This window comes from Ancylobacter sp. (assembly GCF_965249975.1).
Lineage (GTDB): Bacteria > Pseudomonadota > Alphaproteobacteria > Rhizobiales > Xanthobacteraceae > Ancylobacter.
In genome coordinates this window covers 137,897-162,333 of sequence record NZ_CBDFNE010000003.1, presented here as the reverse complement: position 1 = coordinate 162,333, position 24,437 = coordinate 137,897, and the positions used below count along the sequence as shown (strand labels likewise).

General features: G+C 67.7%; 26 protein-coding genes, 1 tRNA gene and 1 pseudogene. 20 read left to right on the top strand and 8 right to left on the bottom strand.

Annotated elements, in window-relative coordinates; translation table 11 throughout:
• Positions 1 to 50 precede the first annotated feature (50 nt).
• The 4 genes from ACP2AH_RS00880 to hemB form a co-directional block, all read right to left on the bottom strand.
• Positions 51 to 566: an RDD family protein gene (locus ACP2AH_RS00880; protein ID WP_425104104.1), complete on the bottom strand. Its 516-nt coding sequence runs from the start codon at positions 564 to 566 to the stop codon at positions 51 to 53.
• A gap of 70 nt (positions 567 to 636) precedes the next feature.
• Entirely contained in the window at positions 637 to 1,863 is a 1,227-nt protein-coding gene (locus tag ACP2AH_RS00875) for a threonine ammonia-lyase (protein WP_425104103.1), read from the bottom strand.
• An 8-nt stretch (positions 1,864 to 1,871) separates the two neighbouring features.
• Positions 1,872 to 3,212: a branched-chain amino acid ABC transporter permease gene (locus ACP2AH_RS00870; RefSeq protein WP_425104102.1), complete on the bottom strand. Its 1,341-nt coding sequence runs from the start codon at positions 3,210 to 3,212 to the stop codon at positions 1,872 to 1,874.
• Between the two features lie 20 nt (positions 3,213 to 3,232).
• Entirely contained in the window at positions 3,233 to 4,294 is a 1,062-nt protein-coding gene (gene hemB / locus ACP2AH_RS00865; RefSeq protein WP_244376704.1) for a porphobilinogen synthase, read from the bottom strand.
• A gap of 249 nt (positions 4,295 to 4,543) precedes the next feature.
• Between hemB and ACP2AH_RS00860 the strand changes: the two genes are divergently transcribed.
• The 3 genes from ACP2AH_RS00860 (at position 4,544) to ldtR (ending at position 6,727) form a co-directional block, all read left to right on the top strand.
• A complete protein-coding gene (locus ACP2AH_RS00860; protein WP_425104101.1) occupies positions 4,544 to 5,605 on the top strand; it encodes an enoyl-CoA hydratase/isomerase family protein in 1,062 nt (353 codons plus the stop codon).
• Between the two features lie 25 nt (positions 5,606 to 5,630).
• Positions 5,631 to 6,062 carry a DUF6163 family protein gene (locus ACP2AH_RS00855; RefSeq protein WP_244376701.1) on the top strand — a complete coding sequence of 144 codons (432 nt, stop codon included), beginning with the start codon at positions 5,631 to 5,633 and terminating at the stop codon, positions 6,060 to 6,062.
• Between the two features lie 143 nt (positions 6,063 to 6,205).
• On the top strand, positions 6,206 to 6,727 hold the full coding sequence (gene ldtR / locus ACP2AH_RS00850) for a transcriptional regulator LdtR (RefSeq protein ID WP_244376700.1): 522 nt from the start codon (positions 6,206 to 6,208) through the stop codon (positions 6,725 to 6,727).
• Between the two features lie 15 nt (positions 6,728 to 6,742).
• Here the strand turns inward: ldtR and ACP2AH_RS00845 are convergent, their stop codons facing one another.
• Complete coding sequence (locus ACP2AH_RS00845) at positions 6,743 to 7,774, bottom strand: histone deacetylase family protein (RefSeq protein ID WP_425104100.1); 1,032 nt, start codon at positions 7,772 to 7,774, stop codon at positions 6,743 to 6,745.
• A 240-nt stretch (positions 7,775 to 8,014) separates the two neighbouring features.
• Here ACP2AH_RS00845 and glyA point away from each other — a divergent pair, with 240 nt between their 5' ends.
• From glyA to ACP2AH_RS00800, 9 genes are all read left to right on the top strand, one after another.
• Positions 8,015 to 9,322, top strand: a complete 1,308-nt coding sequence (gene glyA / locus ACP2AH_RS00840) for a serine hydroxymethyltransferase (RefSeq protein WP_425104099.1) — start codon at positions 8,015 to 8,017, stop codon at positions 9,320 to 9,322.
• 9 nt (positions 9,323 to 9,331) lie between these two features.
• Positions 9,332 to 9,850 (top strand): transcriptional regulator NrdR, encoded by a 519-nt coding sequence (nrdR, locus tag ACP2AH_RS00835; RefSeq protein WP_307017463.1) that lies wholly within the window; start codon positions 9,332 to 9,334, stop codon positions 9,848 to 9,850.
• Between the two features lie 31 nt (positions 9,851 to 9,881).
• Positions 9,882 to 10,994, top strand: a complete 1,113-nt coding sequence (gene ribD / locus ACP2AH_RS00830; RefSeq protein WP_425104098.1) for a bifunctional diaminohydroxyphosphoribosylaminopyrimidine deaminase/5-amino-6-(5-phosphoribosylamino)uracil reductase RibD — start codon at positions 9,882 to 9,884, stop codon at positions 10,992 to 10,994.
• Position 10,995: 1 nt separating this feature from the next.
• Positions 10,996 to 11,586: a riboflavin synthase gene (locus ACP2AH_RS00825; protein ID WP_425104097.1), complete on the top strand. Its 591-nt coding sequence runs from the start codon at positions 10,996 to 10,998 to the stop codon at positions 11,584 to 11,586.
• 42 nt (positions 11,587 to 11,628) lie between these two features.
• Positions 11,629 to 12,123, top strand: a complete 495-nt coding sequence (gene ribH, locus ACP2AH_RS00820) for a 6,7-dimethyl-8-ribityllumazine synthase (RefSeq protein WP_425104096.1) — start codon at positions 11,629 to 11,631, stop codon at positions 12,121 to 12,123.
• Between the two features lie 5 nt (positions 12,124 to 12,128).
• Positions 12,129 to 12,623 carry a transcription antitermination factor NusB gene (gene nusB, locus ACP2AH_RS00815; protein WP_425104095.1) on the top strand — a complete coding sequence of 165 codons (495 nt, stop codon included), beginning with the start codon at positions 12,129 to 12,131 and terminating at the stop codon, positions 12,621 to 12,623.
• Positions 12,624 to 12,635: 12 nt separating this feature from the next.
• The gene (gene thiL / locus ACP2AH_RS00810; protein ID WP_425104094.1) at positions 12,636 to 13,646 is read left to right on the top strand and encodes a thiamine-phosphate kinase; all 1,011 of its coding nucleotides are present in this window, start codon (positions 12,636 to 12,638) and stop codon (positions 13,644 to 13,646) included.
• Between the two features lie 108 nt (positions 13,647 to 13,754).
• Positions 13,755 to 14,519: an ABC transporter substrate-binding protein gene (locus tag ACP2AH_RS00805; RefSeq protein WP_425104093.1), complete on the top strand. Its 765-nt coding sequence runs from the start codon at positions 13,755 to 13,757 to the stop codon at positions 14,517 to 14,519.
• A 72-nt stretch (positions 14,520 to 14,591) separates the two neighbouring features.
• Complete coding sequence (locus ACP2AH_RS00800) at positions 14,592 to 15,833, top strand: NAD(P)/FAD-dependent oxidoreductase (protein WP_425104092.1); 1,242 nt, start codon at positions 14,592 to 14,594, stop codon at positions 15,831 to 15,833.
• 18 nt (positions 15,834 to 15,851) lie between these two features.
• On the opposite strand, the gene ACP2AH_RS00795 is transcribed toward ACP2AH_RS00800, so the two are convergent.
• Positions 15,852 to 16,388: an outer membrane protein assembly factor BamE gene (locus ACP2AH_RS00795; protein ID WP_425104091.1), complete on the bottom strand. Its 537-nt coding sequence runs from the start codon at positions 16,386 to 16,388 to the stop codon at positions 15,852 to 15,854.
• Between the two features lie 207 nt (positions 16,389 to 16,595).
• Between ACP2AH_RS00795 and ACP2AH_RS00790 the strand changes: the two genes are divergently transcribed.
• The 6 genes and pseudogenes from ACP2AH_RS00790 to ACP2AH_RS00765 all read left to right on the top strand — a co-directional run.
• The gene (locus ACP2AH_RS00790) at positions 16,596 to 17,159 is read left to right on the top strand and encodes a ubiquinol-cytochrome C chaperone family protein (RefSeq protein WP_425104090.1); all 564 of its coding nucleotides are present in this window, start codon (positions 16,596 to 16,598) and stop codon (positions 17,157 to 17,159) included.
• Positions 17,156 to 17,695, top strand: a complete 540-nt coding sequence (locus tag ACP2AH_RS00785) for a YceD family protein (RefSeq protein WP_425104089.1) — start codon at positions 17,156 to 17,158, stop codon at positions 17,693 to 17,695. The genes ACP2AH_RS00790 and ACP2AH_RS00785 overlap by 4 nt, the downstream gene beginning before the upstream one ends.
• A gap of 121 nt (positions 17,696 to 17,816) precedes the next feature.
• Positions 17,817 to 18,896, top strand: coding sequence for a phosphate acyltransferase PlsX (plsX, locus tag ACP2AH_RS00780; protein ID WP_425104088.1), 1,080 nt, complete (start codon positions 17,817 to 17,819; stop codon positions 18,894 to 18,896).
• The gene (locus ACP2AH_RS00775; RefSeq protein ID WP_425104087.1) at positions 18,893 to 19,864 is read left to right on the top strand and encodes a beta-ketoacyl-ACP synthase III; all 972 of its coding nucleotides are present in this window, start codon (positions 18,893 to 18,895) and stop codon (positions 19,862 to 19,864) included. Before plsX ends, ACP2AH_RS00775 begins: the two co-directional genes overlap by 4 nt.
• Positions 19,865 to 19,962: 98 nt before the next feature.
• Complete coding sequence (locus ACP2AH_RS00770) at positions 19,963 to 20,268, top strand: integration host factor subunit alpha (RefSeq protein ID WP_244376685.1); 306 nt, start codon at positions 19,963 to 19,965, stop codon at positions 20,266 to 20,268.
• Positions 20,265 to 20,556 (top strand): annotated as a pseudogene (locus ACP2AH_RS00765) (MerR family transcriptional regulator); the annotation flags it as partial. The gene ACP2AH_RS00770 and the pseudogene ACP2AH_RS00765, both read left to right, overlap by 4 nt.
• A 716-nt stretch (positions 20,557 to 21,272) precedes the next feature.
• On the opposite strand, the gene ACP2AH_RS00760 reads toward ACP2AH_RS00765, so the two are convergent.
• On the bottom strand, positions 21,273 to 21,647 hold the full coding sequence (locus ACP2AH_RS00760) for a septal ring lytic transglycosylase RlpA family protein (protein WP_244450897.1): 375 nt from the start codon (positions 21,645 to 21,647) through the stop codon (positions 21,273 to 21,275).
• A 390-nt stretch (positions 21,648 to 22,037) separates the two neighbouring features.
• Here ACP2AH_RS00760 and ACP2AH_RS00755 point away from each other — a divergent pair, with 390 nt between their 5' ends.
• Complete coding sequence (locus tag ACP2AH_RS00755) at positions 22,038 to 23,579, top strand: aldehyde dehydrogenase family protein (protein ID WP_425104086.1); 1,542 nt, start codon at positions 22,038 to 22,040, stop codon at positions 23,577 to 23,579.
• On the opposite strand, the gene ACP2AH_RS00750 is transcribed toward ACP2AH_RS00755, so the two are convergent.
• Complete coding sequence (locus ACP2AH_RS00750) at positions 23,552 to 24,220, bottom strand: nitroreductase family protein (RefSeq protein WP_425104085.1); 669 nt, start codon at positions 24,218 to 24,220, stop codon at positions 23,552 to 23,554. The two genes, ACP2AH_RS00755 and ACP2AH_RS00750, sit on opposite strands and share 28 nt — an antisense overlap.
• A gap of 133 nt (positions 24,221 to 24,353) precedes the next feature.
• On the opposite strand from ACP2AH_RS00750, the gene ACP2AH_RS00745 reads away from it, so the two are divergent.
• Positions 24,354 to 24,431, top strand: a tRNA-Pro gene (locus ACP2AH_RS00745).
• Positions 24,432 to 24,437 lie beyond the last annotated feature (6 nt).

Below are 24,437 nucleotides of genomic sequence, written 5' to 3'. Positions count from 1 at the left end.
CGCGACGCGGGCGCGACGTCAAAGTCTGGCTGCGCCCTTCAACGCGAATGTCAGCGATAGCCGCGCAATTCGCCGGCCCGTTCGTCATTATTGGTGACGACGGTGCCGATGATGAAGTCGTGCGCCAGCCGCTTGCGGCGGTTGAGCAGGCCGATGACGGTGACGAAGGGCGTGAACACGCTCACCGACACCCAGAACAGCACCAGGCTCACCACCGCCAGCATCGGGGTCATCGGCGCGCCGTGCCACAGCCGCATCTCAAGGCCCATGGCCCGCATGCCGATGGTGGCGGAGCGGGGCCCGCCGAGCGTAATCCCGACATAGACCAGCGCCCACACCACATAGCCGGGCCCCAGCAGGCTGAACAGGAACCAGCCGAGGCCGAAAGTGAGGAAGCCGAAGACGAAAATCAGCAGCGCCGCCATGCCGACCGGCACGCAGATCAGCACCGTGTCGATGATGAAGGCAACGAAGCGGCGGAACAGCACGCCGCGGAAATATTCCGGCTCGACGAGCGGATCGAAGGCATAGGGCCGCACCGCCCCGTCATCACTGGTGTCGAACATGCCGGTTTCCTCCCGGAGCGTCAGGTGGGGCCCGTTCGCGGCGCCGGCAAGGGCACCGCGCCGCTCGCGGTCAGCTGGCGGACTGCCAGTCCACCCGCACCACATCCATGCCGTTCTCGATGAGCGCGCGGTACACCTCGTCGGCATGGGCGCGATCCCGCGTTTCCACGGTCACGTCGAGCCGCGCGCCCTTGGCGTGCACGTCGAGGAAATGGCGCTTGTGCTCCACTTCGAGAATGTTCGCCCCGAGGCCACCGAGCAGGCTGGCAATGATGCCGAGTTCGCCCGGCCGGTCCAGCATGGAGAAGCGGAACGAGACAATGCGCTCCTCGCGCTCCAGCTCGCGCATCATGATGGACGCGACGATGCGCGGGTCGATATTGCCACCCGACACCACCAGCCCGACCTTGCGGCCGCGATAGCGGTCGGGATCGGCGAGCAGGGCGGCGAGGCCCGCCGCGCCGGCGCCCTCGGCCAGCGTCTTCTGCTGGGTCAGGAACAGGTTCACCGCCCGCTCGATGGTCGGCTCGCCCACCAGCACGACATCCGAGACCAGCGCCGAAACCAGTTCGCGCGTCAGCGTGCCCGCCTGCTTCACCGCGATACCTTCCGCCAGCGTCGCTCCTTCGCAGGGCAGCGACTGCTGGTGCAGCGCGTTCCACATGGAGGGGTAAAGCCGCGTCTCGACGCCGACGATCTCGATGTCCGGCCGCATGTCGCGGGCGGCGACCGCCATGCCGGAAATCATGCCGCCGCCGCCAACAGGCACGAGCAGCGAATCGAGATCGGGCGCGTCCTCCAGCATCTCGGCGGCGATCGAGCCCTGGCCGGCGATCACATGTCGGTCATCATAGGGGTGGACCCAGACCAGATGTTCGGACTGGGCGATGCGGTCCGCTTCTTCCGAGGCGTCGCCGACCGATTCGCCATGCAGTACCACCCGCGCGCCATGCGCTTCGGTGGCGGCCACTTTCACGATCGGCGTGTGCTTGGGCATCACGATGGTGGCGCGGATGCCGAGCCGGGCGGCGTGATAGGCCACCGCCTGCGCATGGTTGCCGGCCGACATGGCAACGACGCCGGCGGCGCGCTCCTGCGGCGACAGGCTGGAGAGCTTGGTGAGCGCGCCGCGCTCCTTGAAGCTCGCCGTCACCTGGAGGTTCTCGTATTTCACATAGACATGCGCGCCCGTAATCGCCGAAAGGCGCGGCGCCGGCAGGGTAGGCGTGCGCAGCACCGCGCCATCCAGCAACTTGCGTGCGGCGGCGACATCGGCGGGGGTTACGGGCAAAGTCATCGAACCACTCAGAATTCTCGCGGCGAAGGTGCCGCACGCTGGAGAAGGCCTCCCGGCCGCAGAATGAGAACGGCCACCAGAAGGGAATAGATCACCACATCGCGATACGCGATATCGAAGGCGGACGACCACACGATTTCGACGCCGGCGACGAGAACGGCGCCCAGCAGCGCGCCCGGCACGGAGCCAATGCCGCCAATAATTGCCGAAATCAAGGCTTTGAGCGTCATTGACAGCCCGTCACCGGGTGTAATCGTTCCATAGGCCACGACCATGGCCACTCCCGCAAGCCCGGCGCAGCCTCCCGCCAGCGCAAAAGTCGCCGCCACGAGACGGGGAACGTGAACGCCGACCATTGCCGCCATCAGCGGATCGTCGGCATGGGCGCGCCACGCCCGGCCGTAGGCGGTGAAGCGGATGAGGCCGAGCAGCAGCGAAATGCCGCTGAGCGTCAGCCCGGCGGCGAGCAGCTGCGCCGGCGTCACGGTGGCGATGAAGCCGGCTTCGCCAGCCAGATAGATCGGCCGGTTGAACAGGGCCGGCAGCCAGTTCTCGCGCGCGGTGGAGGTGAGGCGGAACAGCTCGGTCAGCACGATGGCCACGGCCAGTGTCGCGATCAGCACCGGCTGCGGCGACCGGGCGCGGGCGATGATCGGCACGATCACGACGCGCCCGGTCACCCAGCTCAGCAGCGCCGCCCCGGCGACCCCGGTGAGCAGCGCCGCCGTCAGTCCTGCCGGATCGATCCGGCCGAGGGCGCCCGCAAGGCCGAACGCGACCAGCATATAGACCCCGCCTGCCACGGCGATCTCGCCAAAGGCCAGGTTGATCCGCCCGAACAACCCATGCACCAGCGCGAAGCCCGACGCGATGAGCCCATACACGCCCATCATCACGATGCCGCCCAGCGCCTGCTGCAGCCAGTACGCGCCCCCCGGGCCGACGCGGAGAAGCGGCCGTCCACCGACCTCGCCCCGATTGTCCTCCAGCCACCAGCGCTTGAGGATGTAGAGCTTCACCTCGCCCAACGGTCGGCCATCGGCGACCAGCGCGACGAGATCGAAGCGGCCGGCGCCGGTTTGGGCGGCGAAGTGGCAGAGAAGTTCATGCGGGGCGCTGCCGAGGGCGGAGCGGGTACGGTAGCTGTAGCGCAGCGCCGCCGGATCGCTGCGCAGCGGCGCCAGCTGCGTCTCGGTGATCTCGGTGTCGTCGTCGTGCAGCGCGACGGCTGCCGCCCGGCAGAGCCGGGCCTGATCCGCGTCGATCACGGAACCGCAGCCCGCAAGCAGCAGGGCGAGGCCGAACATCAACAGTGACAGCCGCAAGCAACCCTGCGGGTAGCCGGTCATGGTGGCGGCGCCCGCCGCCGTCAGGCTTCGCGGGCGAGCTTTTCCGCCACGCGCGGGGCGAAATAGGTGAGGATGCCATCGGCGCCGGCGCGCTTGAACGCCATCAGGCTTTCCATCATCGCCTTCTCGCCGTCGAGCCAGCCATTGCGAGCCGCGGCCTCGATCATCGCGTACTCGCCCGACACCTGATAGGCGAAGGTTGGCAGGCCGAAGGTCTCCTTCAGCCGGTAGACGATGTCGAGATAGGGCAGGCCGGGCTTGACCATCAGCATGTCCGCGCCCTCCTCGATGTCGAGTGCCGCCTCGCGCAGCGCCTCCATGCCGTTGGCGGGGTCCATCTGATAGGTACGCTTGTCGCCCTTGAGGCAGCCGGTGGAACCGACCGCGTCGCGGAACGGGCCGTAGAAGGCGGAGGCGTATTTGGCGCTGTAGGCGAGGATCTGCGCGTCGTGATGGCCTTCGCCGTCGAGCGCCCGGCGGATGGCGCCGACGCGCCCGTCCATCATGTCCGAGGGGGCGATGACATCGGCGCCGGCTTCCGCCTGCACCAGCGCCTGCTCCACCAGCACGGCCACGGTCTCGTCGTTGAGGATACGCCCCTGCGTGTCCAGCAGGCCGTCATGACCATGGCTGGTGTAGGGATCGAGCGCGACATCGGTGATGAGGCCGATTTCCGGCACCGCATCCTTGATCGCCCGCAGGGTGCGGCAGACGAGATTGCCGGAGTTGAGCGCCTCCCGCCCGTCCGCCGTGCGCAGCGCCGGGTCGGTATAGGGAAACAGCGCCAGCGCCGGAATGCCAAGCCGCGCCGCCCGCTCCGCCTCGCGCACCGCTTCATCGACGCTGAGACGCTCGACGCCCGGCATGGAGCCGATGGCGGTACGCTCGCCATGCCCGTCCTTGACGAAGATCGGCCAGATGAGATCGGCGACGGTGAGCGTGTTTTCGCGCAGCAGCTGGCGCGCCCATTCGGATTTGCGGTTGCGCCGGGGGCGCTGCAGCAGATCGAGCTTCGACGAGGAATCCGGCCGGCCGGAGGGCTCGGGGTGGACGGGGCGCGGACGGGCGAAGGGAATGGTCATGGACATGCTCGCGAAGACGCTCGGCGGTGAACCGGATCCCGCCGCGTCGCCTCCGGCGCGGCACTTTCGAATGGTTATAGCTCCATACGACGCCGCGCGCGACCTCTTCACCCGTGTGATTGCGTATAAGCCCGCCCTCGCATCGCGGGGCATGTTGACGCGGCGGGGGCGGCGAGGGACGTGCGGCTTTGCGGACGGCGCGGAAAAGCCTAAGTGGCAGGGAACGGAAAGCGGCGAGGCAGGATCGACGTGACAACGGATATCGGCATCAGCTTTGAGCAGCGCGGCGCCCTCGGCCTCGTGACGCTCGACCGTCCCCGGGCGCTGAACGCGCTCGACCATCCCATGGTGCGCGCCATGGACGCGACGCTGCGCCGCTGGATCGACGACCCGACGATCGCCCATGTCGTGCTGCGCTCGGCGCATGAGCGGGCCTTCTGCGTCGGTGGCGATGTGCGCGCCATGGCCGAGCTCGGCCGCACCGGTCGCAAGGAAGAGGCGCGGCAATACTGGCGCGACGAATACGCGCTCGACTATCTCATCGCGCGCTATCCCAAGCCCTTCGCCTCGCTGGTGGATGGGCTGTGCTTCGGTGGCGGATTCGGCCTTTCCGGCCATGGGCGCTACCGCGTGGCGGGCGAACGGCTCGGCTTCGCCATGCCGGAAGTTGCAATTGGCCTGTTCCCCGATGTCGGCGGCACCTTCGTGCTGCCGCGCCTGCCGGGCTGGAGCGGCACCTGGCTCGCCATGACCGGGGCGCGCATCGGCATGGCGGATGCGGTGGCGCTGGGACTTTACACCCATCACATTCCCACGGCCCGCTGGCCCGCGCTTATCGATGCGCTGGGGGCCGGAGACGTGATGGAGGCGGTCCTCGCCCGCGAGGCCGTGCGCCCGCCAGCGCCGGACCTCGCCAGCCTTTACCCGCATATAGATCGCATCTTCGCCGGCGGTTCGGTGGCGGCGATCGTCGTTGCTCTGGAGAAGGTGGGCGAAGGCAATGGCGAGGCGGCGGACTTCGCCCGGCTGCAACTCGAAACCATCCGCCGCGCCTCGCCGACCAGCGTGCACATCGCCTTCCAGCAGATGCAGGGCGGGCTCGGCTTCGATCTCGCCGGCTGCCTCGGCCTCGAATTCCGGTTGGTAACGCGGCTCCTCGACCGGCCGGACTTCTTTGAGGGTGTGCGTGCGCTGCTGGTGGACAAGGACCAGAAGCCGCACTGGCAGCCGGCCCGGCTGGAGGAGGTCGACCCGGCCGCCATCGCCGCGCTGTTCGATACGCCGCTTGACGACGAATTGCTGCTTGCCTGAGCGCGATTTGGAGTATGCAAGCGGAATGAGTTCGCCCTACGACCCCATCGACGCCACGCTCGGCCCGGCCGGCGCCCGCATGCCGCTGTGGCAATCGCGTGTGATCCTTTATCTGCGCTGCCTCGCCGGCTTCCTCATGGTGAAGACCGTTTACAGCTGGACGCTGATCTGTGGCGTCTGGGACGGCGACATGAGCCGGTTCGAGATGATTTCCCTCGCCGCCAAGTCGGCGGTGATCTGGGCGGCGATCATGAACCCGGTCGCTGCCGTCGGCCTCTGGCTCGGCGCCTCCTGGGGGGTGGTGCTCTGGCTGGTGACGGCGATGGTGCAGATTCTCATCAACGCCTCCGCGCCCGAAGGCGTCGGCCGGCTGATGATCGTGGCCGCGCTGGAGACGATCCTCGTCGCCGGCTACGCCTTCCTCACCTACAAGGCCGCGCGCGAGAGTGAGCGCTGACGCTCGCTCTTCATCTTTCGTTAACCTGTTGCGGTGACGAAGGATTCAGCCTTTCGCTTAAACCGATCTTAGCTCCGCCGCCGCGAGACTTGCCGCCTCACGAGAGGGAACCAATCCCCACATCTGAGACCGGGGTACGAAACATGCGCGCAGGTCAGGCGGCCAATGTCGTCAGCATCAACGAGGCCGGGGAGGAGCGTCGGGAATCGATCCGTCCGCTCTACCGGGAAGCCGTCACGCTGGTGGAACGCCTCCACCGCCGGCTGCTGGATGTCGTGAAGGACGAACTCGACCGACGCGGCCGCGAGGACATCAACGCCGTGCAGGCGCTGCTGCTGTTCAACATCGGCGATTCCGAGCTGACCGCCGCCGAGCTGCGCACCCGCGGCTATTATCTCGGCGCCAATGTCTCCTACAATCTGAAGAAGCTGGTGGAGACCGGCTTTCTCGACCACCGCCGCTCGCGGGTGGACCGGCGCGCGGTGCGCATCCGCCTCACCGAGAAGGGGGTGGAGGTTCGCGACATCGTCGAAGGCCTCCACGCCAAGCATCTCGTCACCATCGAGCAGATCGGCGGCATCGGCCCGCAGGAGTTCCAGCAGCTGAACAAGGCGCTCAACCGGCTGGAGCGGTTCTGGACCGACCAGATCCTCTATCGCCTCTGATCGGCCCGTCACCGGCTAACGCTGAAGGAAGCCTTCCAGCGTGTTGGCGACATTGACGCCGATGGCCTCGACCGCATAGCCGCCCTCCATCACGAACAGGGTCGGCCGGCCGAGGGCGGCGATGCGTGCGCCGATCTTCAGGTAATCCGGGCTGTCGAGCAGGAACTGCGAGATCGGGTCTTCCTTGTAGGTGTCGACGCCCAGCGAGACGACCACCACATCCGCGCCGAAGGCCTCGATCCGCGCGCAGGCCGCCTCCAGCGCCGCGCTCCAGCCGGTATAGTCCGTGCCCCAGGGCAGGGGGAAGTTGGCGTTGAAGCCCTCGCCGGCACCGGCGCCGGTCTCGTCGGCAAAGCCGAGGAAATAGGGGAATTCCTGCAGCGGATCGGCGTGGATGTTGCAGACCAGCACGTCCGGACGATCGTAGAAGATCGCCTGCGTGCCGTTGCCGTGATGGTAGTCGACATCGAGGATGGCGACCCGCGCCGCGCCACGGTCGCGGAAGCTCTGCGCCGCGACGGCGGCATTGTTGATGAAGCAATAGCCTCCCATCGTGCCGGCATGGGCGTGGTGGCCGGGCGGGCGGCACAGGGCGAACGCCGCCCTCTCGCCACCGGCGACGAGGTCGGCGCCGGTCAGGGCGATGTCGGCGGCGGCCTGCACCGCATCCCAGGTGCCCGCGACCATGCAGCAGCCGGCATCGAAGGAGAAATGGCCGAGCTTGCCGTCGATCGTTTCCGGCTCGATGTCCGTGCGCATGCCGGGCGCCCGCCAGAAGCTCGGCAGGGCCGGGAAGTCGCGCCCGTCCGCCGTCCACATCGCCCAGGCATTGGTGAGAAAGCGGACATAGGCGGCATCATGGACCTTCAGCAGCGGATCGAGGCCATGGGCGGCGGGCTCGATCAGCGTGCCGAACGGCCGCTCACCGATGGCGTTGAGGATCATCGCGACCCGTTCCGGCTTCTCGAAGGCCGGGACGACCTGTCCGTTCATCAGTTCGACATGGCCGGAATGGCCGAGATGGCGCGGCGAGTGGATGATCTTCATGACGTGGCCCGGATTCGCGAGAAGGTGAGGGCGCGACGATACGCGCCGCCCCCGCGCGCTGTCATCACCTCAGAGCGCCGGTGTCGCACCCTTCCGTTGCGGCTGCCGCCTCGATGCAAGGCACCCCTGCGGCCGGCATGCTTTGAAAGCCCCGGGTGCTGTGCTAAGCGACCCGCCTCGATTTCGCGGTCGGCACGCCGCCGGCCGGGAGGCATCGCCACCGCCCAGGGAGGCCGGTCTATGTCGTCCGAAGCTCATGCTTCTAGCCACAACTTCATCAACCGTTTCTTCTCGGCGCCGCTGGCCGAGACCGATCCGGAGCTCGCCGGCGCCATCTCTGCCGAGCTCGGTCGCCAGCGCGACGAGATCGAGCTGATCGCCTCGGAGAACATCGTCTCGCGCGCCGTGCTTGAGGCGCAGGGCTCGGTACTCACCAACAAATATGCCGAGGGTTATCCGGGGCGCCGCTATTATGGCGGCTGCCAGTATGTCGACGTCGCCGAGCAGCTCGCCATCGACCGCGCCAAGAAGCTCTTTGGCGCCGGCTTCGCCAATGTGCAGCCCCATTCCGGCGCGCAGGCCAACACCGCCGTGTTCTTCGCCCTCATGCAGCCGGGCGACACCTTCCTGGGCCTCAACCTCGCGGCCGGTGGCCATCTGACCCACGGCGCCCCGGTCAGCCTGTCGGGCAAGTGGTTCAAGCCGGTGCCCTATAATGTGCGCCGGGACGACCAGCGCATCGACTATGAAGAGGTGGCCAAGCTCGCCGACGAGCACAAGCCGAAGGTCATCATCGCCGGCGGCTCGGCCTATCCGCGCCATATCGACTTCGCGAAGATGCGCGCCATTGCCGATTCGGTCGGCGCCTATCTCATGGTCGACATGGCCCATTTCGCCGGCCTGGTGGCGGGCGGCGTGCATCCGAACCCGGTGCCGCACGCCCATGTGACCACCACCACCACGCACAAGACCCTGCGCGGCCCGCGCGGCGGCATGATCCTGACCAATGACGAGGACCTGGCAAAGAAGTTCAATTCCGCCATCTTCCCCGGCACCCAGGGCGGCCCGCTGATGCACGTGATCGCGGCGAAGGCGGTTGCCTTCGGCGAGGCGCTGCAGCCCGAGTTCAAGCTCTACGCGAAGAACGTGGTCGAGAACGCCAAGGCGCTGGCCGAAAACCTCAAGGGTCACGGCTTCGAAATCGTCTCCGGCGGCACCGACACGCATCTGGTGCTGGTCGATTTGCGCCCGAAGAAGCTTACCGGCAAAGTGTCGGAAGCGGCCCTGGGCCGCGCCCACATCACCTGCAACAAGAACGGCATTCCCTTCGACCCGGAAAAGCCGATGGTGACGTCGGGCGTGCGCCTCGGCACTCCGGCCGGCACATCGCGCGGCTTCGGCGTGGCCGAATTCCAGCAGGTCGGCGACATGATCGCCGAAGTGCTCGACGTGCTCTCGCAGAAGGGCGTCGACGAGGATAGCCTCGTGGAGGCGGCGGTGCGCGGCAAGGTGGCCGATCTGCTCGCCCGCTATCCGCTCTACAGCTGAGGCCCAACGATGCGCTGTCCTTACTGCGGAAGCCTCGACACCCAGGTCAAGGATTCCCGTCCCACCGAGGACAGCGCCGCCATCCGCCGCCGCCGCATCTGCCCGGATTGCGGCGGCCGGTTCACCACCTTCGAGCGGGTGCAGCTGCGCGAGCTGACCGTGCTGAAGCGCTCCGGCCGCCGCGTGCCGTTCGACCGCGACAAGCTCGCCCGCTCCATCGAGGTGGCGCTGAGAAAGCGCCCGGTCGAGCCGGAGCGGGTGGAGCGTCTGGTCTCCGGGCTGGTCCGCCGGCTGGAAAGCATGGGTGAGAGCGAGATCACCTCGGAGATGATCGGCGAACGGGTGATGGAGAGCCTCAAGCAGCTCGACGATGTCGCCTATGTCCGCTTCGCGTCGGTCTACCGCAATTTCCGCGAGGCCAAGGATTTCGAGACCCTGCTGGGCGAGCTGGAGCCGCGTCTGGTGGAAGGCGGGGCGAGCGACGATCTGGCCGCCCGCCGCCCGCGCGACCCCGGGCTCGACGACTAATGCCCGATCTTCGAGTTCCCTGCGCTGCGCCATGACTGCATCCGCCACAGACGACTCCCTGATGGCGGCCGCGCTGAGCATCGGCCGGCGCGAGCGGGGGCACACCTGGCCCAATCCCGCCGTCGGTGCGCTCGTCGTGCGCGAGGGCACGCGCGGCCCGCTTGTGCTGGGCCGGGGCTGGACTTCGCTCGGCGGACGCCCCCATGCCGAGCCGCAGGCGCTGGCGCAGGCAGGGGAGGGCGCGCGCGGCGCGACGCTCTATGTCACGCTGGAGCCCTGCTCACATCATGGCGGCACGCCGCCCTGCGTCGATGCGGTGCGGGCGGCGGGTATCGCCCGCGTGGTCGCAGCGGTGCAGGATCCCGATTTCCGCGTCGCCGGCCGGGGCTTCTCCATCCTGCGCGAGGCGGGAATCAGGGTCGATGTCGGCACCGGGGCGGCGCAGGCGCTGATCGACCATGCCGGTCATATCCGCCGCGTCACCGAAGGGCGCCCGCACATCATGCTGAAAATGGCGGTGTCCGCCGATGGCAAGGTGGGTCTCGCCGGGCGTCGGCCGGTCGCGATCACCGGCCCTGTTGTGCGTGACCGCGTCCACATGCTGCGCGCCACCCATGACGCGGTGCTTACCGGCATCGGCACGGTGCTGGCGGACGATCCCAAACTCACCTGTCGCCTGCCGGGCATGGCGCACCGGTCGCCGCTGCGCATCGTGCTCGACGCCGACCTGCGCCTCTCCCCGACCAGCGCGCTGGCCCGCAGCCTCGCCGTCGCGCCGCTGTGGATCGTCGCCGCCGAGGACGCTCCGGCCGCGCCCGAGGCGATGCTCGGCGCGATGGGCATCGAGGTGATGCGGGTGCGGCGTCGACCCGAGGGCGGATTGGCGCTCGATGAAGTTGTGAAGCTGCTGGCTCTGCGCGGCCTGACGCGGATCATGGTCGAGGCAGGCCCACGTATAGCCGCCTCCTTCCTTGCCGCCGGGCTGGTCGACGAGTTGAACCTGTTCGAGGCGCCGACGCTTCTGGGGCCGGACGCGCTGGACGCGCTGGAGGGACTGCCGCTTTCCGCGCTCGATGACTATCTCTGCACGGTGGATGAGGAACAGCAGGGCGGTGACCGCCTGCGCATCATGAGGCGTCGCTAGAATGTTCACCGGGATCGTCACCGACATCGGAACCCTGCGGGCGGTCGAGCCGCGCAACGACGTGCGCCGGCTGACTATCGCCACGCGCTACGATACGTCCGGCATCGACCTCGGCGCCTCCATCGCCTGTTCCGGCGTCTGCCTCACTGTCGTGGCGCTGCAGCCCGACGCGTTCGAGGTCGAGGCGGCGCCAGAGACGCTCGCGGTCACCACGGCAAGCGACTGGTGCGTCAGCGCGCGGCTCAATCTCGAACGGGCGCTCAAGATCGGCGACGAGTTGGGCGGCCATATCGTGCAGGGCCATGTCGACGGGGTGGCCGATGTCGTGGCGCGCGAGGACCTCGGCGAGACCACGCGCTTCACCTTCGAGGCCCCGGTCGCTCTGGCGCCCTTCATCGCCATCAAGGGCTCGGTGACGCTCGACGGCACCTCGCTGACGGTGAACACGGTGGATGGCACCCGCTTCTCGTGCCTGCTCATCCCGCACACGCTGGCGCACACCACATGGGATGCGGTGCAGGCGGGAAGCCGTGTCAATATCGAAGTCGACATGATGGCCCGTTACGCCGCGCGGCTTGCGGAGTTCCGTTGACGCCTGTACGTCGTCGGCTCTGTCAGTTCATGAGGTAACACCATGGCGAGCCCCCGCCCGCCGCGCGCATCCGATGCCGCCGAAACCGTTCCGCTGTTCGGTGAACGCATTCTCATCGTCGAAGCGCGCTTCTATGACGATATCGCCGACGAGCTTCTGGCCGGCGCGCAAGCCGCCATCAAGGCCGCCGGCGCGCATGCCGATGTGATCTCCATGCCCGGCGCGCTGGAAATTCCGGTCGCGGCCGCTATCGCGCTTGATGCGGCTGCGGCCTCCGGCAAGCCTTATGACGCCGTCGTAGCCCTCGGCTGCGTGGTGCGCGGTGAGACCTACCATTTCGAGATCGTCGCCGGTGAATCCTCGCGGGCGCTGATGGACCTCGCCGTTGCCCGCAAGCTGCCGCTCGGTAACGGCATTCTCACTGTCGAGAATGACGAGCAGGCCTGGGTTCGGGCTCGCGTTTCCGACGGCAACAAGGGTGGCGGCGCGGCCGAGGCGGCGCTGGCGCTGCTCCGACTCAAACGCCGGGTCGGGTGAGCCGCATGACCACCGACGACAAGCCGAGCACCAAGGGCGCCGGGCACAAGCCGGTGCGCAAAAGCGCCGCCCGCCTCAACGCCGTGCAGGCGCTTTACCAGATGGACCTGGCAGCGACCCCGCTGTCGGAAATCCTCGCCCAGTTCGAGAGCCATTGGATCGGACAGGAGATCGAGGGCGACGAAATCGCCAGCGCCGACCTCAACCTGTTCCGCGACATCGTCAGCGGCGTTGTGCGCGAGCAGAGGAGTGTCGACACGCTGCTCGACGCGGCTCTGGTGCATGGCTGGCCGCTCAAGCGCATCGAGGCGGTGCTCCGCGCCACGCTGCGGGCCGGCACCTATGAACTTTCCGAGCGGCCGGACGTTCCTGCCCGTGTGGTCATCGCCGAATATGTGAATGTTGCCGGCGCCTTCCTCGACCGCGAGGAGACCGGCATGGTCAACGCGGTGCTCGACGGCATCGCGCGGGAGAAGCGGCCGGCCGATTTCACCGGCTAGAGGGGTGAGGCGATGGGCGATGGATCACGCGCGGCGAAGCCGTCCGGCGAAGAGGCGCTGATCGCTCGTCTGTTCACCCCCATCGCCACCCATCCCGGCGCGCTGGGGCTCAAGGACGACGCCGCTCTCCTCGCGGTGCCGCCCGGCCATGAATTGGTGCTGACCAAGGACGCGCTGGTTGCAGGCATCCACTTCTTTGCCGATGATCCGCCGGAAGCCGTTGCCCGCAAGGCGATGCGGGTGAACCTGTCTGACCTCGCCGCCAAGGGCGCCCGCCCGTTGGGCGTGATGCTGGCTTTCGCCATCCCGCCCGATATGGATGCCGCCGCGCTCGACGCCTTCGCCGCTGGCATCGGCGCCGATGCCGCGCATTACGAGGCGCCGCTGCTCGGCGGCGACACGGTGCGCACGCCGGGCCCGTTCACGGTGTCGATCACCGCCATCGGCGCCGTGCCGAGCGGCACGATGGTTCGCCGCACCGGCGCCCGGCCAGGGCAGGCCATCGTGGTCAGCGGCACCATTGGCGACGCCGCGCTCGGCCTCGCCCTGCGGCTGGCGCCCGGACGGCCCGGATTTGCGGCACTGACCGAAGCCGAAGCGGACTTCCTGCGCGAGCGCTATTTGCTGCCGCGTCCGCGCCTGTCGCTCAGCCGCGCGTTGCGCGAACATGCCAGCGCGGCCATGGATGTGTCCGACGGGCTGGTCGGGGACCTCGCCAAGATGCTGGAGGCCTCCGGCGTGGGGGGTGAGATCGAGACGGCGCGCGTGCCCCTCAGCCCCGCCGCGCGGCGTGCGGTGGAGGCGGAGCCGGCGCTGCTGGAGATCGCACTGACGGGTGGCGACGACTACGAAATTCTCGCCGTCGTGCCGCATGAGGCGCTGAGCCGGTTCCAGACAGTGGCCACCACGGCGGGAATCGGAGTCGCGGTGATCGGGCAGACAAGGGAAGGGCAGGGCCTCACCGTCCACAATCGGGAAGGCCAACTGGTCTCCTTCGCCCAAGGCAGCTTCAGCCATTTCTGACAAGCCCTGCCAAAGAGTGGGGATTTCTCCGATTGCCTGCGACCCGGCATCGACCTAGCCTCGCAGCCAGACGCCGGAATACCCGGCGCTGGTTACGGGAACAGCCACATGAAAATCGCCAGGATTCTGCTCGCGGCCGCCGCTCTTGCCATTGGCGCCGGCGCCGCGCAGGCCGAAATGAAGAAGGTACGCATCGGCACGGAGGGCGCCTACCCGCCCTTCAATTCGGTGGATACGGCCGGCAAGCTCGTCGGCTTCGACATTGAGATCGGCGAGGCGCTGTGCGCCAAGATGAAGGTCGAGTGCACCTTCGTGGCGCAGGATTGGGACGGCATCATCCCCGCGCTGCTCGCCAAGAAGTACGACCTCATCCTCGCCTCCATGTCGATCACCGACGAGCGCAAGGAGAAGGTGTCCTTCACCATTCCCTACTATCTGACCCCCGGCAACTTCATCGCCCCGAAGGACACCAAGATCACCGAGATCACCCCGGCGGCGCTCAAGGGCAAGACCATCGGCGCGCAGTCCTCGACCACGGGCGCCACCTATCTCGAAGACAAGTACAAGGATTCCGAGATCAAGCTCTACCCGACGCAGGACGAGGCCAATGCCGATCTCGCCGCCGGGCGCCTCGACGCCGTGCTGGCCGACAAGTTCGTGCTCTACGAATGGCTGGAGAAGTCCACCGACGGCAAGTGCTGCAAGTTTGTCGGCCCCGACCTGAAGGACGTGAATCCGCAAGGCACCGGCATTGCCGTGCGCAAGGAAGACAACGAGCTGCGCGAGGCGCTTAACAAGGCGATCCAGGAGATCAACGCCGACGGCACCTTCGCCAAGATCAACGCCAAGTACTTCCCGTTCCCGATCAACTGACCGACGCCCGGGCGGCGTTCCGCGCCGCCCGGGCCCCCTGTTCGACGCCCCCCATCCTCCCGCAGGTTCACCATGAAGACCGACACCATCGTGCTCGGCGCCGGCATTGTCGGCACCAGCGTCGCTCATCACCTGGCGCAGCGGGGACGCTCCGTCGTGCTGGTCGACCGACGCGGCCCCGGCGAGGAGACGTCCTATGGCAATGCCGGGCTCGTGGAGCGGGCGTCGATCTATCCCGTCGCCTTTCCGCGCAAGATCTCGGCGCTTCTCGATGTGGCGCTGGGACGCAATCCGGCGGCGAACTACCATTGGGACGCGCTGCCGCGCCTCGCGCCCTGGATGTTCGCCTATTGGCGCGCCTCTTCGCCCGCGCGCCTGCTCGACTATGCCCGCCACATGGAGACGCTGCTCGCCTTCACGGTGGACGAACATGACCGCCTGGCGCGAGCCGCCGAAGCGACCCATTTCTTCCGCGACGGCGGCTGGCTGAAGCTCTACCGCACCGCGGCGGGCCTCGATGTGGAACGCAGCGAGTTTCCGCTCGCCCGCTCCTATGGCTTGAGCGCCCGCGAGGTCAGCGTCGACGAAGCGCTGAAAATGGAGCCCTCGCTGCGACCGGTGTTCACCGGCGCGGTCATCTGGTCGGACCCGCACTCGGTGTCGAGCCCCGGCGGGGTCACCCAGGCCTATGCCGCGCATTTCGCCGAATTGGGTGGCGAGGTGCGCCGGGGTGACGCGCGCACGCTGGCGCGTCTCGGCTCGGGCTGGATGGTGACCACGGAGGAGGGGCCGGTCGAGGCGCCGGAAGTGGTGGTAGCCCTCGGCCCCTGGGCCATGGACGTGTTGCGCCCCTTCGGCCTGCGCCTGCCGCTGGAGGTCAAGCGCGGCTACCACATGCACTATCACGCCGAGGGCAATGCGGCGCTGTCGCGGCCCGTATTGGACGAGGAGGCAGGCTACGTCATCACCCCGATGGTTGGCGGCATCCGCCTGACCACGGGCGTGGAATTCGCCCGTCGTGACGCGCCAAAGAGCCCGGTGCAGTTGGATAAGACCGAGGCGCTGGCGCGCGACCTGTTTCCGCTCGGCGCGCGGGCCGAGCCTGAGCCCTGGATGGGCAGCCGCCCGGCCTTCCCGGACATGCTTCCCGTCATCGGGCCGGCGCCGGGGCAGAATGGCATGTGGCTCGCCATCGGCCACCAGCATCTCGGCTTCACGCTGGGGCCGATCACCGGCCGCCTGCTCGCGGAAATGATGAGCGGGGACGTGCCGTGCACCGACCCCGCGCCGTTTTCCGCCGAACGTTTCCGCTGATCCGGAAACGCGCCCGGATCAGATGCCCGGGCGGAAGTTCGTGGCGTTGAAAATCTGGCCGACAAGCGAGACTTCAGACCCGCCTGTCGGCGTGGTGCGGCTGATGAAGTCGAACACCTTGCCGTCCTTCAGGCCATAATCGGCGATCCGGGTGACGCGCTTGTCCTTCGGATCGAAATAGACCGCGATGACCCGCTGGTCGACGATCTCGGGCCGAAGGAACATGACCTTCTTGGCCTTTTGCGAGATATAATAGAACACCTCGCCGTCGACGGTGGCGATGGTGGAGGGCGTGCCGAGCACCAGCAGCACCTGCTCCTGGCTGGACCCGATCGGAACCTGCTGCAGTGCCTCCGGGGCAATGACATACCCGCGCTGCCGTTCCTGCACGAAGCTGGTGGGCGTGCGCGCCAGGCCCATATTGGCGGTCGCCATGGGCATGTCGCCGGAACAGCCGGTGAGCCCGACCACTCCCACGCCGGCCATCGCTATCGACGCCCAGGTCGCCATCCGGGTGCCGGGAGCCTTGTTCCGCGTCGCGTAGGTCGATGCCATCCACTCAACTCCGAAGCTCGTGCCGCCCTCGCCGGAAAGCGTTGCGGCAGGGGCAGAAAGCACAGGGCGGGTCCCTGATGCAACCATCGAGGCCACCGCCGGTCATGGCGTCGTCGCAACCGGCCGCCGGGGTTGCCAGCGCCGGCCGCCCGCGCTACCTCGCCAGCCGGGCCATGCCGGCCATGGCAATGAGGGCAGGAGCCGTCGATGATTCTGCGTTTCTTCCGCCGGAATGACGGAAGCGAGACCATTCAGCGGCTCTATGGCGCGATCGTGGCGCATTCGCGCCAGCCCGTATTTTACACCGATTACGCCGTGCCCGACACCATTGAGGGCCGGTTTGAGATGATCCTCGTCCATGCCTTCCTGCTGTTTCATCGTCTCAAGAGCGAGGATGAGGAGCGCCGCGGCCTGGGGCAGGGCGTGTTCGATGCCTTCTGCACCGACATGGACGCCAATCTCCGGGAAATGGGAGTTGGGGACCTCACCGTGCCGAAAAAGATGAAAAAGGTGGCTGAGGCGTTCTATGGCCGCATCGCCGCCTATGAGCCGCCGGTTGAGGCGAGCGACGTTGGCGCGCTCGCCGAGGCGGTGCTGCGCAACGTCCATGGCTCCCGCACGGCGGATGCACATGAGGCGCGCGCCTTCGCGCAGTATATGATAGAGGCGGCGGCCTCGTTGCGGGCGGTGCCTTTCGCCCGCTTCGCCGCCGGCGACTTCCCGCTGGCCCCGCCGGCCGCTCTCGGCTCCACGGAGACAGAACCGTCATGACCGACGCTTCACCGCTTTCCAAACCGGTCCTCGTCGCCAGCCTGCCGGAAGACGGGCTGACGCTGAAGCTCACGCCCGACGCCGCCGCGCGCGCGGCGCTGGCCAAGGATTTTGGCATCCCCGGCATTCCCGCGCTGACGGCCGAAGTGACGCTGACCCCCGGCCGGGGCGGCACGGTTCATGTCACCGGCCGCGTGGATTCGGTCGTCACCCAGACCTGCGTGGTGACGCTGGAGGATTTCGACAGCAAGGTGTCGGAGCCGATCGACCTGCGTTTCGCCCCGCCGGAGAAGCTGCCGGAAATCCGGCCCGGTGCCGAAATAGATGTGTCGGAACTCGACCTGCCCGACCCTCTGGTCGATGGCACCATCGACGCCGGCGCGGTTGCGGCGGAGTTTCTGTCCCTCGGGCTCGATCCCTATCCGCGCAAGCCGGACGCCGAGTTTGAAGTCCCCGCCGATCCCGGACCGGCGGAGGCGTCTCCCTTTGCGGCGCTGGCCAAGTTGCGCGGGGGCGGTGGGGGCGATGCCGATTAAACCGGGGCAGGGCGGGGAAATGCAACGTCGCTATTGTCAGGACGGCTCAACTCGGGCATGCCGTCAGCGCGGCGCTGGCGTCGCACCGCCTTCCACCCGACCAATGAGACCCCGCCGCTAGATGTCTTCGCCCGTTCGAATAGCGCTCGACGTCATGGGCGGCGACCATGGACCGGAAGTGGTCCTCCCCGGCGCCGAGATCGCGCTTACCCGCCATCCCGACATCGCCTTCCTGCTCTATGGCGACGCCTCCCGCATCAACGAGTTGCTCAGGACGCGCCCGAAGCTGGCGGCGGCCAGCACGGTGGTGCACACCGATGTCGTCGTGCGGATGGACGACAAGCCGAGCCAGGCGCTGCGCCAGGGCCGACGGGTGTCCTCCATGTGGCGCGCCATTGATGCGGTGCGGGTGAAGGAAGCCGATTGCGCCGTCTCTGCCGGTAATACCGGCGCACTGATGGCGATGGCCAAGGTCAACCTCAAGATGATGGCCGGCATCAGCCGCCCGGCCATTGCCTGCCTGTGGCCGACCATGCGCGGGGAGAGCGTGGTGCTGGATGTCGGCGCTTCCATCGGAGCGACGGCGCAACACCTTGTCGACATGGCCGTCATGGGCGCGGCCATGGCACGAATCGTCTTCGACATTGAGCGCCCGACCGTCGGCCTGCTCAACGTCGGCGTCGAGGAGATCAAGGGCGTCGAAGAGGTCAAGGACGCGGCCGGCGCGCTGCGCGCGGCCGACCATCCGGGCCTCGCCTATCACGGCTTCATCGAGGGCGACGATATCGGTCGCGGCAGTGTCGATGTGGTCGTCACCGAGGGCTTCTCCGGCAATATCGCGCTCAAGACCGCCGAGGGCACCGCCAAGCAGGTGTCAGAGTTCCTGCGCGGCGCGATCAGCCGCAGCTTCATGGCCAAGATCGGTTATCTGCTGGCGCGCGGGGCCTTCCGGGCGCTCCGCGAAAAGCTCGATCCGCGCAAGTCGAATGGCGGCGTGTTCCTCGGCCTGAACGGCGTCGTGATCAAGAGCCATGGTGGCACCGATGCCGAAGGCTTCGCCTCGGCCGTCGATATCGGCTACGACATGGTCCGCTACCAACTTCTCTCCCGTATTGAGGCGGGAATGAATGATCGTCCGCAGGTCAGCCATGCCGGCGCTGCGGATGCCTCCGTCTCTGACGAGCTACAGGTTCCATCGTGAGTGCAATCCGTTCCGTCGTGCGTGGTGTCGGCTCCTATCTGCCGGCCCGCTGTCTGACCAATGCCGACCTCGCGCAGATGGTCGACACATCCGATGAATGGATCGTCCAGCGCACGGGCATCCGCACGCGGCACATCGCGGCGGAAGGCGAGGTGACCTCCGATCTCGCCATCCACGCCGCGCGTGCCGCGCTGGCCGATGCCGGGCTGACGCCGGACGACATCGACCTCATCGTCCTCGCCACCTCGACACCCGACAACACCTTCCCGGCCACCGCCGTCAGCGTGCAGGCGGGCCTCGGCATCACCCATGGCGCGGCCTTCGACCTCCAGGCCGTGTGCTCGGGGTTTGTGTTCGCCCTAGCGACGGCCGACAACTTCCTCAAATCCGGCGCCTATCGCCGCTGCCTGGTCATCGGCGCGGAGACCTTCTCGCGCATCCTCGATTGGTCGGACCGCACGACCTGTGTGCTGTTCGGCGACGGCGCCGGCGCGCTGGTACTCGAGGCGGTGCGGGACGAGGAGGAGGGCCGCGGCGTCCTTACCTCGCATCTGCGCTCGGACGGCCGTCACAAGAACAAGCTCTATGTCGATGGCGGCGTGTCCTCCACCCGCAGCGTCGGCTTCCTGCGCATGGAAGGCCGCGAAGTGTTTCGCCACGCCGTCGGCATGATCACCGACGTGATTGTCGATGCGTTCGAGGCGACCGGTGAATCGGCGGACACGATCGACTGGTTCGTTCCGCATCAGGCGAACCGCCGCATCATCGACGCCAGCGCCGTCAAGCTCGGCATCGCCCCGGGAAAGGTGGTGATCACCGTCGACCAGCATGGCAACACCTCGGCCGCTTCGATCCCGCTGGCGCTGGCTGCCGCACATGCCGATGGGCGCATCAAGCGCGGTGATCTGGTGCTGCTGGAAGCCATGGGCGGCGGCTTCACCTGGGCGTCGGCGCTCGTGCGCTGGTAATCCGCCCCACAGGCGCGAAGCGCCGTTGACCGGCACGGGCGACGGCGCCTAGTTTGGCGTTTAGTAACATCGGCATCGACGGGACAGGGAATACGGCAATGGCAGGTCGCACCATCACGCGCGCCGATCTGTGCGAGGCGGTTTATCAGCGGGTCGGGCTTTCGCGCACGGAGTCGGCGGCGCTCGTCGAAACCGTGCTGTCCGAAATCGCTGATTGCGTGGCGCGCGGCGAGACGGTGAAGCTCTCTTCCTTCGGCTCCTTCGTGGTACGCCAGAAGGGCGAGCGTATCGGCCGCAACCCCAAGACCGGCGAGGAAGTGCCGATCGCCCCGCGCCGCGTCATGGTGTTCAAGCCCTCCAACATCCTCAAGCAGCAGATCAATCGGGCCTCGCCGGAGTCGTGAGCGCGCGACAGGACCAGCCGGGGGCGGAAAAGGGGCCTGACGCCTTCCGCACGATCAGCGAGGTCGCCGAAGACCTCGATCTCCCCCAGCATGTCCTGCGTTTCTGGGAAACCCGCTTCCCGCAAATCCGCCCGCTCAAGCGCGGCGGCGGCCGGCGCTATTATCGCCCGGACGATGTGGAGCTGCTGCGCGGCATCCGCCACCTGCTCTATGGGGAAGGCTACACGATCCGCGGCGTCCAGCGCATCCTGAAGGAAGAGGGCCCGCGCTACGTGCAGGCTCTCGCGCGCGAGGTCGACGGGGAGGAACGGGCGCCCCCCGAGCCGGAACGGCGCGAAGAGCGGGAGGTGCCGCCGGCATCGAACGCGTTATTCGCCCATGATGAGCCGTCGACGTACCCGGTGCCTCCCGACGCTGATGCGGGCGGCGGCACGGATGGTGGCTTGCTCGATCTTCTGCCCGGGCGCCCATACGGGCCGGCCGAGGATGTCTCGTCGCGCCGCACGCGTCGTCGGCCGGACAGCGAACCCACCCCGTTCGACTTGCCGCTGCTTGCGGATATCGAACCGCCATCGCGTACCGTGCGGACGGATCCGTTCTTGAACGGGGATCCCTCGCTTTTCAGCCCCCGTCGGGGCAACCGCACGGACGAAACGCCGAACCCTGACCCGCACCTGCCTCAGGAACGTGCGGCGCGAGAGCCGATGCCGGACGAGGCGCGGCCGTCTTTCCCATTCCGCCCCATGGGAGCCGGTCCGGCGACGCTGGCGGAGGACGAGGTGAGTTTTGTGCCCGAGCGGGTGCGTCCTGTCACGCCCCTTGCCCAGAACGAGCCCTTAGGCAGCGTCCACGTGGGTGCAATAGCCTCGACGCCCCTGCGTGGCGAGGACCTAAGGCGGCTCGAAGCCGTGCTGCATGAATTGCAGGATTGTCAACGGCTGCTGGACGCCGCGCGGGACCGGGACAACTGAACGCACGTCCCGGTCCGCGATCGGCCTCTCTTTTCAGTCAACCACGGCGATATCGACCTTGGCCACGCCACGGCTGCGGAAGCCGAGCTGATCGGCGACGGCGGTCGACACGTCGATGATGCGTCCCCTTACGAAGGGGCCGCGGTCGTTGATCCGCACCACGACCGACCGGCCATTGGCCTTGTTGGTGACGCGAACCCGGGTGTTGAAGGGCAAGCTGCGATGCGCCGCCGTCATGGCCTTGGCGCTGTGCCGCTCCCCATTGGCGGTGCGGCCGCCATAGCCGTAATAGGACGCCATGCCGGACGTCGCGGTGATGTTCGTCTTCTTTGAACTTGCAAGGGCAGCATTGCCGCCGGCGAGAAAGATGATCCCCGTCGCGAACGCCGCGCCGGCGACCCGTCCCATTCCCCAAGCCGTCAATACCTTCGTCCTTCTCCTGTTAGCGAGGAGGCGATGCATGAAAAGGAATTGTGGCGGGGGCATCACGACAATGTGGCTATAACGCGCAGCGGCGAAGCATGTCGTTGTTTGCATCATAATAAAGCGCGCCAGAAGAGCAACGCTCCATTTGCTCTTATCCCAGATTAGATAGTGGTCCGGCCGAGCCGCCGGGCACTCTTTAGCCTGGTTGCCAACATGTTGAATTCAGGTGGCAATCGCTATTTGTGAGACGGCCTCGGGCTCATCTGAGGCTGGCGTCAGACGGCGCTGTCATCCGAAAGCCATGATGGATTTCGGGGGCTGCGCGGTGCTATTGAGCGGGCGGGCTGCGGCCATTTGTCGAGGAGCGTGAGAATGGCGACGAACGAAGCTGGCGCGATGAAGCCGGTCGCGGAAGAGGTGGTCGGTCTTCTGCAGGGTCTGGGTGTTTCTGAAGCGCATTGGCGCGCTGGCACACGAGCCGTCCACTCGCCGATCACGGGCGAGACCGTCGCTCACGTCGCCGAAGCGACCCCTGCCGAGGCTGGCGCGGCGGTGGAGCGTTCGGTCGCCGCGTTCGAAGCGTGGCGGACCGTACCGGCGCCGCGACGGGGCGAACTCGTGCGTCTGCTGGGCGAGGAGCTGCGCGCCCACAAGATCGAGCTCGGCCGCCTCGTGACACTGGAAGCCGGTAAGATCCTCTCCGAGGGCCTCGGCGAGGTGCAGGAGATGATCGACATCTGCGACTTCGCCGTCGGCCTGTCGCGCCAGCTCTACGGTCTCACCATCGCCTCCGAGCGTCCCGGCCATCGCATGATGGAAACCTGGCATCCCGTGGGGCCGGTGGCGATCATCACCGCCTTCAATTTCCCGGTCGCCGTTTGGTCGTGGAACGCGGCCCTGGCGCTGGTCTGCGGCAACAGCGTGCTGTGGAAGCCCTCCGAGAAGACGCCGCTCACCGCGCTCGCCGTGCAAGCGCTGTTCGAGCGGGCCGTGCGCGCCTTCGGCGCGGCGCCGGAAGGCCTTTCGCAGTTGCTGATCGGCGGCGCCGAGATCGGCGCGGCACTGACCGACGACGCCCGCATTCCCGTCGTCTCCGCCACCGGCTCGACCCGTATGGGCCGCATCGTCGGCGAACGGGTGGCGCGCCGCTTCGGGCGCTCAATCCTGGAACTCGGCGGCAACAATGCCGCCATCGTCTGCCCGTCGGCGGATCTCGACCTCGCTCTGCGGGGCATTGCCTTCGCCGCCATGGGTACGGCGGGCCAGCGCTGCACCACGCTGCGCCGTCTCATCGTGCATGAGAGCGTGTACGACACACTGGTGCCGCGCCTCGCCAAGGCCTATGGCTCCGTCAGCATCGGCGACCCGCGCGAGGCCGGCACGCTGATCGGCCCGCTGATCGACAAGGCCGCGTTCGAGGCCATGCAGGGCGCACTCGACGCCGCCCGCGCGGCCGGTGGGCGCGTTCATGGCGGCGAGCGCGTGACGGTCGGCGGGCATGCGGACGCCTATTATGTCCGGCCCGCTCTGGTCGAGCTCGACGAGCAGATCGACATCGTCAAGCACGAGACCTTCGCGCCGATCCTGTATGTGCTGCGCTGCACCGGCCTTCCGGAAGCGATCAAGCTGCACAATGGGGTGCCGCAGGGCCTGTCCTCGTCGATCTTCACCAATGACCTGCGCGAGGCCGAGACCTTCCTCTCGGCGGAGGGTTCGGATTGCGGCATCGCCAACGTCAATATCGGCCCTTCGGGCGCCGAGATTGGCGGCGCCTTCGGCGGCGAGAAGGAAACCGGCGGCGGCCGCGAATCCGGTTCGGATGCGTGGAAGGCCTATATGCGGCGGGCGACCAACACCATCAACTATTCCCGCGCGTTGCCGCTCGCTCAGGGCGTGTCGTTCGACATCGACTGATCCGGCGTCCAGTAGGACACCACGTCGTCGAGGGCCGGCCTTGGCCGGTCCTCGGTGATGCGCGCCGGCCGGCCGATATGGATGAAGCCGGCGATCCGTTCACCTGACCCCACGCCGAGCAGAGCGGCGGCTTCAGGGTCGCGCCCGGGCCATTTCAAGAGCCACTGGGTAGCAAAACCCATTGCCGCCGCCCCTACGGTGAGCGCCATCCCCGCCGCGCCGGCGGAGAGCACCTGGTTCCATTCCGGCACCTTCGCGGCCGGATCGGGTCGGCTGACCAGCACCACCGTCACCGGTGCGCGCAGCAGATATTGCGTCCACATATCGGCCTTAGCGGGCGGCAATTGCGGATTGTGCCGCGCATAGAGCGCGTCGAGCCGTTCGCCAAGGGCTTGCCGCGCCACGTCGGCCACGATGATGAAACGCCAGGGGCTGAGCCTGCCGTGGTCGGGCACACGCGCTCCAAGCGCAAGCAGACGCCGCAGTTCGTCTTGCGTCGGCCCCGGCTCCAACAGCCCGCGAAGCGGCGACGAACGACGGCTCTCGAGCCGCTCCAGCATCTCCGGGCTGGCGGGCACGTCCAGTGGCGCGGCAGGTACCGCGTCGGCGTGCAGAGCGTGCGCATGGGCAGGGTGATTCATCCGTCCGCATCCTTGAGGGGGGAGGCGCTATCCTAGCCCGCGGCACGGCCGGCGTCGTCTCTCTCGTCCACAGGGCACGGGCCGGCTTGCATAAGGGGCGGCAAATGGCTAGACAGACGGCGCCTCACGGCGTCGGAGCGTAGCGCAGCCTGGTTAGCGCACTAGTCTGGGGGACTAGGGGTCGGAGGTTCAAATCCTCTCGCTCCGACCATTTTCA

What these genes read in the sequence shown, in the direction of transcription:
- ACP2AH_RS00880 (WP_425104104.1), bottom strand. Translation starts at nt 566, where the DNA reads ATGTTCGACACCAGTGATGACGGGGCGGTGCGGCCCTATGCCTTCGAT.
- ACP2AH_RS00875 (WP_425104103.1), bottom strand. Translation starts at nt 1,863, where the DNA reads ATGACTTTGCCCGTAACCCCCGCCGATGTCGCCGCCGCACGCAAGTTG.
- ACP2AH_RS00870 (WP_425104102.1), bottom strand. Translation starts at nt 3,212, where the DNA reads ATGACCGGCTACCCGCAGGGTTGCTTGCGGCTGTCACTGTTGATGTTC.
- hemB (WP_244376704.1), bottom strand. Translation starts at nt 4,294, where the DNA reads ATGACCATTCCCTTCGCCCGTCCGCGCCCCGTCCACCCCGAGCCCTCC.
- ACP2AH_RS00855 (WP_244376701.1), top strand. Translation starts at nt 5,631, where the DNA reads ATGAGTTCGCCCTACGACCCCATCGACGCCACGCTCGGCCCGGCCGGC.
- ldtR (WP_244376700.1), top strand. Translation starts at nt 6,206, where the DNA reads ATGCGCGCAGGTCAGGCGGCCAATGTCGTCAGCATCAACGAGGCCGGG.
- ACP2AH_RS00845 (WP_425104100.1), bottom strand. Translation starts at nt 7,774, where the DNA reads ATGAAGATCATCCACTCGCCGCGCCATCTCGGCCATTCCGGCCATGTC.
- glyA (WP_425104099.1), top strand. Translation starts at nt 8,015, where the DNA reads ATGTCGTCCGAAGCTCATGCTTCTAGCCACAACTTCATCAACCGTTTC.
- nrdR (WP_307017463.1), top strand. Translation starts at nt 9,332, where the DNA reads ATGCGCTGTCCTTACTGCGGAAGCCTCGACACCCAGGTCAAGGATTCC.
- ribD (WP_425104098.1), top strand. Translation starts at nt 9,882, where the DNA reads ATGACTGCATCCGCCACAGACGACTCCCTGATGGCGGCCGCGCTGAGC.
- ACP2AH_RS00825 (WP_425104097.1), top strand. Translation starts at nt 10,996, where the DNA reads ATGTTCACCGGGATCGTCACCGACATCGGAACCCTGCGGGCGGTCGAG.
- ribH (WP_425104096.1), top strand. Translation starts at nt 11,629, where the DNA reads ATGGCGAGCCCCCGCCCGCCGCGCGCATCCGATGCCGCCGAAACCGTT.
- nusB (WP_425104095.1), top strand. Translation starts at nt 12,129, where the DNA reads ATGACCACCGACGACAAGCCGAGCACCAAGGGCGCCGGGCACAAGCCG.
- thiL (WP_425104094.1), top strand. Translation starts at nt 12,636, where the DNA reads ATGGGCGATGGATCACGCGCGGCGAAGCCGTCCGGCGAAGAGGCGCTG.
- ACP2AH_RS00805 (WP_425104093.1), top strand. Translation starts at nt 13,755, where the DNA reads ATGAAAATCGCCAGGATTCTGCTCGCGGCCGCCGCTCTTGCCATTGGC.
- ACP2AH_RS00800 (WP_425104092.1), top strand. Translation starts at nt 14,592, where the DNA reads ATGAAGACCGACACCATCGTGCTCGGCGCCGGCATTGTCGGCACCAGC.
- ACP2AH_RS00795 (WP_425104091.1), bottom strand. Translation starts at nt 16,388, where the DNA reads ATGGCATCGACCTACGCGACGCGGAACAAGGCTCCCGGCACCCGGATG.
- ACP2AH_RS00790 (WP_425104090.1), top strand. Translation starts at nt 16,596, where the DNA reads ATGATTCTGCGTTTCTTCCGCCGGAATGACGGAAGCGAGACCATTCAG.
- ACP2AH_RS00785 (WP_425104089.1), top strand. Translation starts at nt 17,156, where the DNA reads ATGACCGACGCTTCACCGCTTTCCAAACCGGTCCTCGTCGCCAGCCTG.
- plsX (WP_425104088.1), top strand. Translation starts at nt 17,817, where the DNA reads ATGTCTTCGCCCGTTCGAATAGCGCTCGACGTCATGGGCGGCGACCAT.
- ACP2AH_RS00770 (WP_244376685.1), top strand. Translation starts at nt 19,963, where the DNA reads ATGGCAGGTCGCACCATCACGCGCGCCGATCTGTGCGAGGCGGTTTAT.
- ACP2AH_RS00760 (WP_244450897.1), bottom strand. Translation starts at nt 21,647, where the DNA reads ATGGGACGGGTCGCCGGCGCGGCGTTCGCGACGGGGATCATCTTTCTC.
- ACP2AH_RS00755 (WP_425104086.1), top strand. Translation starts at nt 22,038, where the DNA reads ATGGCGACGAACGAAGCTGGCGCGATGAAGCCGGTCGCGGAAGAGGTG.
- ACP2AH_RS00750 (WP_425104085.1), bottom strand. Translation starts at nt 24,220, where the DNA reads ATGAATCACCCTGCCCATGCGCACGCTCTGCACGCCGACGCGGTACCT.